This window comes from Hoeflea sp. AS16 (assembly GCF_038900095.1).
Lineage (GTDB): Bacteria > Pseudomonadota > Alphaproteobacteria > Rhizobiales > Rhizobiaceae > Hoeflea.
Map to the genome: position 1 here is coordinate 71,365 of NZ_JBBMQQ010000008.1, position 12,048 is coordinate 83,412.

Annotated in this window: 7 protein-coding genes; 2 read left to right on the forward strand and 5 right to left on the reverse strand. The window is 61.8% G+C overall.

Annotation, left to right across the window (positions count from 1 at the left end):
• Nucleotides 1-30: 30 nt before the first annotated feature.
• Nucleotides 31-1,038: an ABC transporter permease gene (locus WNY80_RS17720; RefSeq protein WP_342888743.1), complete on the forward strand. Its 1,008-nt coding sequence runs from the start codon at nucleotides 31-33 to the stop codon at nucleotides 1,036-1,038.
• Nucleotides 1,031-1,951 (forward strand): ABC transporter permease, encoded by a 921-nt coding sequence (locus tag WNY80_RS17725; protein ID WP_342888744.1) that lies wholly within the window; start codon nucleotides 1,031-1,033, stop codon nucleotides 1,949-1,951. Before WNY80_RS17720 ends, WNY80_RS17725 begins: the two co-directional genes overlap by 8 nt.
• Before the next feature lie 8 nt (nucleotides 1,952-1,959).
• Here the strand turns inward: WNY80_RS17725 and WNY80_RS17730 are convergent, their stop codons facing one another.
• The 5 genes from WNY80_RS17730 to WNY80_RS17750 form a co-directional block, all read right to left on the reverse strand.
• The gene (locus WNY80_RS17730; protein ID WP_342888745.1) at nucleotides 1,960-2,841 is read right to left on the reverse strand and encodes a transglutaminase family protein; all 882 of its coding nucleotides are present in this window, start codon (nucleotides 2,839-2,841) and stop codon (nucleotides 1,960-1,962) included.
• A gap of 2 nt (nucleotides 2,842-2,843) precedes the next feature.
• Entirely contained in the window at nucleotides 2,844-5,243 is a 2,400-nt protein-coding gene (locus WNY80_RS17735) for a circularly permuted type 2 ATP-grasp protein (protein WP_342888746.1), read from the reverse strand.
• A gap of 3 nt (nucleotides 5,244-5,246) precedes the next feature.
• On the reverse strand, nucleotides 5,247-8,609 hold the full coding sequence (locus WNY80_RS17740) for a transglutaminase family protein (RefSeq protein WP_342888747.1): 3,363 nt from the start codon (nucleotides 8,607-8,609) through the stop codon (nucleotides 5,247-5,249).
• A gap of 231 nt (nucleotides 8,610-8,840) precedes the next feature.
• On the reverse strand, nucleotides 8,841-9,308 hold the full coding sequence (locus WNY80_RS17745; RefSeq protein WP_152009820.1) for a chemotaxis protein CheW: 468 nt from the start codon (nucleotides 9,306-9,308) through the stop codon (nucleotides 8,841-8,843).
• 479 nt (nucleotides 9,309-9,787) lie between these two features.
• Nucleotides 9,788-11,947, reverse strand: a complete 2,160-nt coding sequence (locus WNY80_RS17750) for a DEAD/DEAH box helicase (RefSeq protein WP_342888748.1) — start codon at nucleotides 11,945-11,947, stop codon at nucleotides 9,788-9,790.
• Between the last annotated feature and the right edge of the window lie 101 nt (nucleotides 11,948-12,048).

A 12,048-nucleotide genomic window follows, 5' to 3' on the forward strand; every position in this document is an offset into this window, starting at 1 on the left:
GCGCCAAACTGCTGAACCGAGGCGTCGCCTATGCTGACTTTTACATTCCGACGATTGTTGTTGGCGATACCGACGCTTGTGCTCATCAGTCTGATCATATTCCTGCTGCTGGATCTGGCGCCGGGCGATCCGCTGGCCAACCAGCCGCTGAGTATTCCACCTGAAGTCCGGCAGAAAATGCGTGATGCGCTGGGGCTCGATGCGCCCGCCTATATTCGCTACCTGCTCTGGGCCAAGCAATTCTTCTGGGTTGAGCCGCTGGTCTTCATCGACTGGGTAACCGGCACGAACTTCTCCGAAGGCATGCAGCGCATCGTCTCATGGCAGTTCCGCGCACCGGTGTTCGACATCATCATTCAGCGCCTTCCCCAGACACTCTGGGTGGTTGGGCTGGCCTATCTGGTCGGCGTGCTGATCGCGCTGCCCATCGGCATCATCTCGGCCTACAAGCAGTATTCCTGGTTCGACCAGGTCGGAACCTTCATTTCGATGATCGGCTTCTCTGTCCCGCCGTTCTTCTCCGGCGTTCTGATGATCGTGTTCTTTGCGATCATGTTGCCGTGGTTTCCATCGATCTACGACACCACGCTGGTGGTCAATGATTTCGAGAGCTTCGGCCAGCAAATCCGGCAGATGACGTTGCCGGTGATGGTGCTGGCGCTGCAGACGACGGCGCAATTGTCGCGCTTCATGCGCGCCTCGATGCTCGACAATCTCAATCATGACTACGTCCGCACGGCGCGGGCCAAGGGCATGACCGAAAAGGTTGTGCTGCTGGTGCATGTGCTGCGCAACTCGATGATCCCGGTGGTGACCGTGATCGCGCTCGGCATTCCGTCAATTTTCGGCGGCGCCATCATCACCGAGCAGATTTTCAAGGTGAACGGGCTGGGGCAGTTGCTGATCACTGCCATCTACGCAAACGACCTGCCGATGGTGCAGACGCTGGCGTTCATCTTCGCGGTGCTGATCGTGCTGTGCAACCTTATCGCCGACGTGCTCTACGGCCTGCTTGATCCGAGGATCCGCTATGACTGATGCTCCCATTCTGGAACCGGCAAAGACAGACACTTCCGGGCGGTCGCAGTGGTGGGATGTCTGGGACCAGTTCAAGACCCACAAGGGCGCATTGTTCGGCGCGGCCGTGTTCCTGTTCATCGTACTGGCCGTGACCATCGGTCCGCTGTTCTGGACCACAGAACCCACCTTCATCGACATTCGGGCACGCAATTCGGGACCGACACTGGCTCATCCCTTCGGCACGGACCAGCTCGGCCGGGACATTATGGCGAGGATGATGGCGGGCGGTCAGGTGTCCATCGCGGTTGGCCTGACCGCGATGGCAATCAGCGTGCTGCTGGGAACCCTGATCGGCGTGGTCGCAGGGTTCTTCCGCAGGCTCGATGGCGTTTTGATGGGACTGACGGACCTGTTCCTGGCGCTGCCGCTGTTGCCGTTGCTCCTGGTCATGGTGATGCTGTTTCGTGAAACCCTGGCGCGCAGTTTCGGACCGGAAATGGGAACCTTCATCCTGATCGTCTCGGCGATCGGGATCACTAGCTGGATGCAGACGGCGCGCATCGTGCGTGGTGAGGTGCTGGCGCTCAAGGAACGCGAATTCGTGCTGGCAGCGCGATCGATCGGAACCCCTTCGCGGCGCATGATCCTGCGCCATATCCTGCCCAACGTCATGTCGCCGATCATGGTTTCGGCAACACTGGGGATTGCAACAGCGATCATTACCGAGTCGGCGCTGTCGTTCCTCGGGCTTGGCTTCCCACCGGACTTTCCGACCTGGGGCCGGTTGCTGTTTGATGCGATCGATTACCTGCAGCAATATCCCGAGCGGGTGTTCTGGCCGGGACTGGCGATTTCGCTGACCGTGCTGAGCGTCAACTATATCGGCGACGGCCTGCGCGACGCGCTCGATCCGCGCATCCGGGGACGCTGAGCCGGGTTCTACTCGCCGACCGGAGCCACATCGACCGATTGATTGCTGGTTTGTCCGCCCGCCGTGCGCATGGCGCCGCGCACCGGCGCGACATCGGCGTAATCGCGCCCATAGGCAACCACGATATGATCGGTTCCGGCGAAGGCAGCGTTGGTTGGATCATACTCCACCCAGCCGACGCCGGGACCGCACCAGGCCGATACCCAGGCATGCATGGCATCAGCCCCTTCAAGGCGCTCCTGTCCGGGGGGCGGCAGGGTGCGCAGATAGCCGCTGACATAGCCCGAAGGGATGCCAAGGCTCCTGAGAGCGATGATCATGATGTGGGTGAAATCCTGGCAGACACCATGCCGGGCCGAGAATGCCTCCGCCGCTGGTGTTTCCACCGTCGTGGCTTCCGCGTCAAACCGCATTTCATGGTGCAATGCCAAGCCCAGCGCGGCAACGATCTCCCCGCACGACCTGTCCGGTGAGGTATGGGTTTTCGCCCAGTCCGCAATTGCCGCATCGGGCCTGGCATAGGGGGACGCCGGCAGGAAATGCAGCGGCGAGCGGGGACCGAGATCCGTTTCGGCATCAAGGGCCTTGGTCAGAGCCGGCAGATCGGCCGAGGCTGATGCGGGTTCAGCACCGCCGGTGACTTCAACCCTGGCCTTGAGCCCGATGACAACCTTGCTGTGGGGCTCGGAGAACGCGATCTCGGTCAATTGGTTGCCGAAGAAATCTTCCCGCTCGCGGCGCATTGCCGGTTCCGGGTCGATCTCGATACTACCGGCAATCAGCCGCTGACGGCCGGAAATGGTCAACGGCATGGCGTGCAGGATCTGGCGGGCGCCGGCAGCGGGCGCCTGGAAAGTGTAATCGATGTTGAGCTTGATATCGTAGAGCATTTTCAATCGAGAAACTGGGCGTGCAGGTCGTTGGTCAGTTGCCCGATTGCCTGTTGCAGTTCGGCCAACCTGGCCTGATCGAGGCTTTGCGGCGTGTTGACGGACAGGTCGGCCTGCAGGCGCAGTACCGCCTTGGACAGCTCGGACAACTGACCATTCACGTCCGCGCCGGGCAAAAGGCTCACCTGATCGCGGATTTCATCAATGTGGAAAGCAATAGACCGCGGATTGAGCGGGTCGAGCGCCAGCAGATCGACCACCGTTTCGCGGCTGGCGGTGACCGGATAGCGCCTGCGGTGGGTCATGACACTGTCACCGACCTCGACACAGAGCTCAAAACCACCATGCGGCCCAGACCACTCGGCAAAGGCGGCGAGCAAATCGGCCATTGCGATCGCGCGTTCAAGCGACCGGCCGATGGTCAGAAACCTCCAGCCGCTGAAGCGGTACATGTTCTCGTGCACCAGGCCGGAAAAGCCGCTGATCTTACGCAACAAAACGCCCATGGCCGACGCAGCATCATCCCCCGGGACGACGGTCTTGCGCATATTGCCTACGGTTCGCTCCAGGTCTGCCAGAGAAGCCCATGCATCCACCGAAAACCGGTCGCGGACCTGGCTTGCGGCGTTGACTGCCATGGCAATCGTCTGCTCAACGGTGGCGGGAACGCCTTCGGTGATATCAAGCTCATGATCGTCGAGATAGGTCTCAAGCATGCTCATCAGCGGCGTCCCGCCGGCCGGCGTTTCGGACAGCCGGCTCATATAGGCCCGGGTCAGGCGCATCTGCCCCTCCGCCCGCTCGACATATCTGCCGAGCCAGAACAGGTTGTCGGCGGCGCGGCTTGGCAACAGTCCCGGCGAGGTGCGAACAAACACCTCGTCATTGTGGCTGAGCATCGTGTCCTCTGGCACCGGCTTGTCGGAAACGACCCAGACGTCTGCCACAGAGCCACCGCTGCGCAACGAAACCGCAGTTGGATCCTGACTGGTTGCAGCCAGCCGGGCAAAGCCGCCGGGCATCAGTTTCCAGCCATCGCGGGTCCGGGCCATAAACACCCGGATACGCATCGGCCTTGGCTTCAAGCCACCGTCCTCCCAGGTCGGCGTGGTCGACAACGAGACCAGTTCCTGACCGATGAGGTTCCGCCCTTCCTTATCGAGCCAGGCATCAAGATCGAGGCCGATACGGGACATGTCGCCGCGGAGAACCGCACCGGGTTCAATTTCAAGCGGCAGGCGGGTGGAATTTGCCGGACCGATCAGCATTGCATCGGCGTTGGCGCGGACATGGGCGCGTTCGGTTTCGCTGCCGCACCACCAGGTGGCGATGTTGGGAACCGAGAGCGGCTTGCCGTGCAGGACTTCCGACAGCCGCGGCATGAAGGCGAGGAAGGCGCGGCTTTCGAGAACCCCGGCGCCAAGAGCGTTGACCATGGTCACGCCCTGTGAACGGACAGCCCCCAGCAGCCCGGGGGTTCCAAGCCGCGAGCTGGACTCGAGTTCGAGCGGATCGGACCATGCCGCATCCATTCTGCGCCACAGCACGCTGATGGGCTTCGGGCCGGAGACGGTGCGCACCATCAGGCGGCCATCCTCAACCACCAGATCATCGCCCTCAAGCAGCATCATGCCGAGGTAGCGGGCGATGTAGGCATGCTCGAAATAGGTCTCGTTCATCGGCCCGGGGGTGAGGATCCCTACCCGGCTGCCTTCCTCGTGCCGCATTGCATTGAGGCCGTCGCGGAAACTGCGGAAAAAGCCAACCAGGCGTTTGACGTTCGAACCGCTGTAATATCCGGGGAAGGCACGCAACGAGGCGACCCGGTTTTCCAGCGTATAGCCGGCGCCGGACGGGGCCTGGGTCCGGTCCCCCAGAACCCACCATCCGCCGTCCGCCCCGCGGCCGATTTCAAAGGCCAGGAAATGCAGAAAATGCCCGGATGCCGGTTTCACACCGATCAGCGGCCGCAACCATTCGGGATTGGATGCGATCAGGCTCGCAGGAAGATGGCCCTGCTCGACCAGCCGGTTCTCGCCATAGAGATCGGCGACGACGGTTTCGAGCAGGTCGGCGCGTTCCGCCAGCCCCTCGGCCAGCGCCTGCCATTCGCTGGCCGGCTGGATCACCGGGATCGGGCTCAAAGGCCAGTCGCGCGGGTTCTTCTCCTCGCCATAGTGCCGAACAAAGACACCAGCGTCGCGCAAATACTGCGCACCACGGGCAAAGGCCCGGTCACGCCCGTCCAGGCTCAACCCGTCGAGGTGGGCAATGAGGCTGGCCCATTCAGGCCTGATGCTGCCATCATCACGCAGCAATTCATCGGGCACACCCGGCAGGGCCGCGTAGCCCTCAAGTATCGTTGGCCGCTCAGGCGGCCGGGCCTTCACAGAACTCGGCACGGGTCAAATTCCCGGCTTGCGGCGCAGATCGAGCGTAAAGGGAAACTCGGGATGCGGCGTTTCCGGCGCAGGTGTGGTGGCGCCGGGCGTGTGGCCCCGGTGTTCGAAACGGGCCAACCGCCGGGCTTCGGCCTCGTTTCCATTGACGGGAAACGTATCGTAGCTGCGGCCGCCGGGATGGGCGACATGGTAGACGCAACCACCCAGCGGCTTGCCCGACCATGTGTCGAAGATGTCGAAGGTCAGCGGCGCATCGACCGGCAGCACAGGGTGCAGCGCCAAAGCCGGCTGCCAGGCCTTGTAGCGGACACCGCCAACGGCTGTTCCAGCCTTCCCGGCCTCCGCCAACGGCACCGGCCGGCCGTTGCAGGCAACCGTGTAGCGTGAGGGATCTGCGGTTTCGAGCTTGACCTGCAAGCGCTCGACCGAGCTGTCGGTGTAGCGCACTGTTCCGCCAATGGCCCCGGTCTCGCCGAGAACGTGCCAGGGCTCGAGTGCCTGGCGCAATTCGAGCTTCACCCCTTCATAGGTCACTTCGCCACAGAACGGGAAACGGAACTCGGCTTGCGCCTCGTACCATTCAGACCGCAGGTCAAAGCCATGATCACGCAGATCGCGCAGCACATCGAGGAAATCCTCCCAGATGAAGTGCGGCAGCATGAAGCGGTCATTGAGCGTTGTGCCCCAGCGGGTAAAGCGTCCCTTGGCCGGGTTCTGCCAGAACCGGGCGATGAGGGCGCGGATCAGCACCTGCTGGGCCAGGCTCATGCGTGGTTCGGGTGGCATTTCAAAACCGCGGAACTCGACCAGACCGAGACGGCCGGTCGGACCATCGGGCGAATAGAGCTTGTCGATGCAGATTTCGGCACGATGGGTGTTGCCGGTGACATCGGTCAGGAGATTGCGCAGCAGACGGTCAACGAGCCAGGGCAAGGGTGGATTGCCGGCATCGGGAGCCGGGATCTGTTCGAGCGCCATCTCGAGTTCATAAAGTCCGTCGTGACGCGCTTCATCGATGCGCGGCGCCTGGCTGGTCGGGCCGATGAACAGGCCGGAAAACAAATAGGACAGGCTTGGATGGCGCTGCCAGTGCAGGATCAGGCTGGCCAGCAGATCCGGACGCCGGAGAAACGGACTGTCGAGTGGTGTGGCGCCGCCGACCACGACGTGATTGCCACCGCCGGTGCCGGTATGGCGACCGTCGATCATGAACTTGTCGGCGCCAAGACGGGTCTGACGGGCTTCTTCGTAAACGCCCTCCGTGATTGCCTTGCATTCGTTCCAGTCGGTGGCGGGATGCACATTGACTTCAACCACGCCGGGATCAGGGGCGACCCGGATGACGTTGAGGCGCGGATCATGCGGCGGGCCGTAGCCTTCGATGTGGACTTTCAGTCCGAGCCGGTCGGCAGCGACCTCGGCGGCAGAAACCAGTTCGAGGTAGTCCTCCACCTTTTCCACCGGTGGCATGAAGATGCACAACCGGCCATCGCGCGGCTCGACGGAAATGGCGGTGCGCACCGCGCCATCGAGATCGCTGATCTTCTGCTCGACGCGGTTCTGGGTGGCCTCGGCGGCAGTAAACTGAGCGACCGGTTGTGCCGAAGCCTCGGCGGCACGGGCATCGGCCAGCGCATCGGCGAGTGCGGCCGCCGCGGTTGCAGGATCGGGCAAGTCACCCTTGGGTTCGGTGGGATCAGCCGGATTGACGAACGGATAGGACGATTCCGGTACATGCGGCAGCGAGCCAAGCGGCAGGCGGTAGCCCACCGGGCTGTCGCCGGGTACCAGGAAAACATGACCACGCCGGGTCTTCCATTTCTCCGACCGCCAGCCGTGTCCGGCAGCCTTGGATTGCCAGCGTTGAACCGGCAGCACGAAGCCGGAGGGAGTTGCCAGACCGCGGGAGAACACGGTGGCAATGCGGTGGCGTTCTTCGGCGTCTTCAAGCTTGGAGTTGTCGGGCGTCACGTTGTCGGGAAGATTGCCTTCCTTGATGATCCATTCCGCCGGATCCTCATAGGCAGCAACCACATGATCGTCGGCAATCCCGAGATTGTCGGCAATGGCTGCCAGCAAGTTCCTGGCGGTCTCGGGTGTAGCCTGACCGGTATCCTTGCCTTCCTCGGCGATAAGTTCGGGATTGTGCCAGATCGGCTTGCCATCGCGCCGCCAGTAGAGAGAAAATGTCCAGCGCGGCAATGTTTCGCCCGGGTACCACTTGCCCTGACCGTAATGCAGGAAACCGCCCGGCGCGAAGCGATTGCGCAATCTGCGGATCAGCTTGTCGGCAGCCTCGCGTTTTTGCGGTCCCACCGCCTCCGTGTTCCATTCCGGGCTTTCAAAATCGTCAATCGAGACGAAGGTCGGCTCTCCGCCCATGGTCAGGCGGACGTCTCCGGCCTTGAGCTTGGCGTCGATATCCTGGCCAAGCTTATCAAGCGCCTGCCAGGATTCTTCGCTGAACGGCTTGGTGATGCGCGGATGCTCGGCCATGCGGTCGACCCGCATGTCGAAGGCAAAGTCGACCTCGGCATAGCTGGCCAGACCCGAGATCGGCGCGGCATTGCGGTAGTGCGGCGTGGCGGCGAGCGGAATGTGGCTCTCGCCGGTCAGCAAGCCGGAGGTCGGGTCAAGACCGATCCAGCCGGCGCCGGGGAGATAGACCTCGGCCCAAGCATGCAGATCGGTGAAATCATGGTCGGTGCCGGCAGGGCCGTCGATCGCGACCAGATCGGGCTTGAGCTGGATCAGGTAACCCGAGACGAACCGCGCGGCAAATCCGAGATGCCTGAGCACCTGGACCAGCAGCCAGCTGGTATCCCGGCAGGACCCCTTGCCGGTATCAAAGGTTTCTTCCGGCGTCTGCACACCGGGCTCCATGCGGATGACATAGCCTATTTCATTTGCCAGCCGGGCATTGAGACCCACGACAAAGTCCACGGTCCCGGTTTCGTCGCGCGGAATGGTATCCATGAACGCCTGCAGCCGAGGTCCCGCAGGTTCGGGCGTCTTGTAAATAACCAGATCAGGAGCAATGTCTTCAGGGTAACTGAAGGGCCATTTCTCCGCCGATTCCTCGACAAAGAAATCGAATGGATTGTAGACGGTCATATCAGCGACCAGATCGACCTCGATCTTGAACTCCATCACCGGGTCGGGAAAAACATACCGCGCCAGCCAGTTTCCGTAAGGATCCTGCTGATAATTGACGAAATGTTCTTTCGGACTGACCTTGAGCGAGTGCGAGACAACCCTCGTGCGGCTGTGCGGCGCCGGTCTGAGACGAATGACCTGGGGCCCGAGTGTAACCGGGCGGTCGTATTTGTAGTGGGTCAGATGATGAACGCTTGCCAGAATCGACATGGGATGTATCCGTTGATCGGGCGGCCTTTCGGCGCCTGGCAGCATGCAACGCCGGACCGGCCATGTCCACTGCCCATGACGCAGCGCACATAAATCCGATCATAATATACTCATATACACGCGACACCGCGGGTCCGGCTTGAACAAAACCTGGCAAACAGCAAAAACGGGCACACCCAAATCAATCGGCGCACCCGTCTGTATCTGTTGCCTTCGTCCGTCCGACAGATGTCAGGCGGCGAGTTCGCCTTCTTCATCAAGCAAGGAATCAAGATCAAGATGAGAGATCATCTGCTTGTCCTTGGCGATGATCGACGTGGTCATCCGCTGCACTTCGGTCGCTCCGACTTCGGGAACCGACTGAATTTCGTCTTCGGTGACGGTGACCATATCGGAAACATTGTCGACCAGCAGACCGACCAGCTGACCGCGGATGCTGGCGACGATGATCGCGGACCGTTCGGTCGGGTCAATGGCTTCAAGGCCGAGCCGCAGCGCCATGTCGATCACCGGAATGACCGTTCCACGCAGGTTGATGACACCCAGCACATGGCTTGGTGCATGAGCCAGCGGTGTGGCAGGCGCCCAGCCGCGGATTTCCCTGACCGACATGATGTTCACGCTGAACACCTGTTCGCCGAGGAAAAACGAAATAATTTCCAGACCTGAAGTCTTGTTGCCGGTTTGCGTTTCGTTCATCTCGTCCTCGCGTCAAGTTGGCTGGCCATGACCGTACGCCGCAACGCCTAGTGTCCTCGGGCCCGGCCAAACCGGTTGATTAATTTGAAATCCAGCACCATCGGAAAAGAATGCATGTGCCGTTTGCGGAACCAGGCCGCAATGGGAAACGCATCATGCTGGGGCGAGGCCCCTTTCCCAAGTTCGAATATAAACATGCTATCGTTAAGAATACGAAAACAAGTCATGGCAGTAAACCATTTAGTACTGCACTTGTTCACCGCACGCCGGACACTTCACCGGAGCAACGGGATTTGTGGTCTGCGCTGCTTCATCCGGGGGGCTAGTCCGGGCAGAGAAATTCTTTCTGTGCGGGTGCCTGGAACAATGCGGCAAGACCGCTCGGACAAGCCATTCCGGGCTGGATTGCCAGCCCGGAGATATGTTTGCATGCAAGTCATCCTGCCCAGCTGCGAGCAGTCAGACCATCACGTGATGCTTCAGCCCTTCGGCTTTCGCTTCAGGCCGCCCTTGCCACCTTCGGATGCCGGGCCGGGCCTAGCTGCATCGGCAGGCGGGCCCTTGCGGTGCGGCTTGGCGGGCTTGTCCGCCGCCTTGAAATCCGGCTTGTCGCGCTTTGGCTTCTTGTCTTTGGCGAAAGCGGGCTTGGCGTCGCCTGCATCTGACCTTGCTGGTCCCTTGCCCGGCTTGTCACGTTTCGCTGCCGCGGCCTTGGGTTTGTCGAAATCAGGTTTTGGCGCCGGAGCCACGTCGTCATAGGGCCAGACGCCAGGTGTTGCATTTGCCGGAAGGTCATCGCGAGCAGCCGGTTTGCGGTCCGCATAGGCGTTGTCGCGGGGCGGACGATCATCCCGCTTCTTGCCACCGGTGAACGGACGCTTCTTGGCATAATCAGGCTTCGGTTTTTCCCGGGGACGGCTATCGTCGGACGGCCAGTCGGTCTTTTTTTCGCGGGACGGTGCACCGGCAAAATCATTGTCACGCGCACGTGGCGGACGAGGCGGACGGGCGGGCATGTCCGGCACGCCATTGAGGCGGGTGACGGTGACATTCTTTTCGATCTTGCCGGTCGGGCCGATGCCAGCCTCGAACCTGTCGGCAACAGCGCCTGCAATTTCGACGTGGGTTTCAAGATCATGGATCTTGATCGAACCGATTTCCGTCTTGGTGATGTTACCGGCACGGCAAATCATCGGCAGCAGCCAGCGCGGTTCGGCCGATTGCTTGCGGCCAAGCGACAGCGAGAACCACACCGCGTCCTTGATCGGCACGTGTTCGCCCCGCGGAGCGCGCTCTGTATAGGTTCCACCAGGAGCTGCAGCAGATCCGGCGTCCTTGAGTTCTTCCGGCGCCGACCGGCCTGCCCGATGCATCCGTATCAGGGCAGCGGCGGTTTTCTCGGGCCCATGCTGTTCCAGCAACGCGGCAACCATCGTCTTTTCATCATCGGCAATGTCGGCTTCGAAGGAAGGGTCACCCATCAGGCGCTCGTCATCGCGGACGAGGATTTCCTCAGCCGATGGCGGGCGTGCCCAGGTGGCGGTAATGCGAGCGTCTGCCAGCAGGCGTTCTGTCCGGCGGCGGGCATTGTACGGCACGATCAGGGCGGAAACGCCTTTCCGCCCGGCACGTCCGGTGCGGCCCGAGCGGTGCAGCAAGCCTTCCTGGTTTTTCGGCAGATCGGCGTGGATGACCAGTTCGAGGTCAGGCAGATCAAGCCCGCGGGCGGCGACATCGGTGGCCACGCAGACCTTGGCCCTGCCATCGCGCAAGGACTGCAGAGCATGGGTGCGTTCGTTCTGGCTCAATTCGCCCGACAGCGCCACAACCGAAAAACCACGGTTGGAGAAGCGCGCGGTCAGATGATTGACGGTGGCGCGGGTGCTGCAGAACACGATGGCGTTCTTGGCATCATAATAACGCAGGACATTGATGACAGCGTTCTCGCGGTCATTGGGTGCAACGGTCAACGCCCGGTATTCAATGTCGAGATGCTGCTTGGCGTCGCCGGCGGTGGTGACGCGAACCGCCTTGTTCTGGTAGCGCTTTGCCAGATTGGCAATGCCTGACGGCACGGTGGCCGAAAACATCAGGGTGCGGCGCTGGTCGGGAGCTGCATCGAGAATGAACTGGAGATCATCGCGAAACCCGAGATCGAGCATTTCATCGGCTTCGTCGAGCACGACGGCACGCATGGCCGACAGGTCGAGCGAACCACGATCGATGTGATCGCGCAACCGGCCCGGCGTACCCACGACGATGTGGGCGCCGCGCTTCAAGGCCTGGCGCTCGGTGGTCATGTTCATGCCGCCAACGCAGGTGGCGATGCGGGCTCCGGCTTCGCCATAGAGCCAGGACAGTTCGCGCTCGACCTGCAGCGCCAGTTCGCGCGTCGGTGCAATGCACAGGGCCATGGGCGCCTCGGCCCGCGGCAGGGTTTCCTCGTCGCCCATCAAGGTCGGAGCAAGCGAGATCCCGAAGGCCACCGTCTTGCCGGAACCGGTTTGGGCGGACACCAGAAGGTCGGCATCGCGCAACTCGGGCGCGAGCACTGCCTCCTGAACCGGAGTGAGCTTTTCATAGCCGCGTTTTGCCAGAGCCCGGGCTATCGCCGGCTGGATGGTCGCAAGGTCTGTCATGTCGGATCTTTCGGACTTCGTGTTTAGGCCCGCTGAAGCGGGCGCCGTGCGCGGGTGTATATCCGGCCACAGCTTTGTGGGTGTCATAAAGCACATTGAGG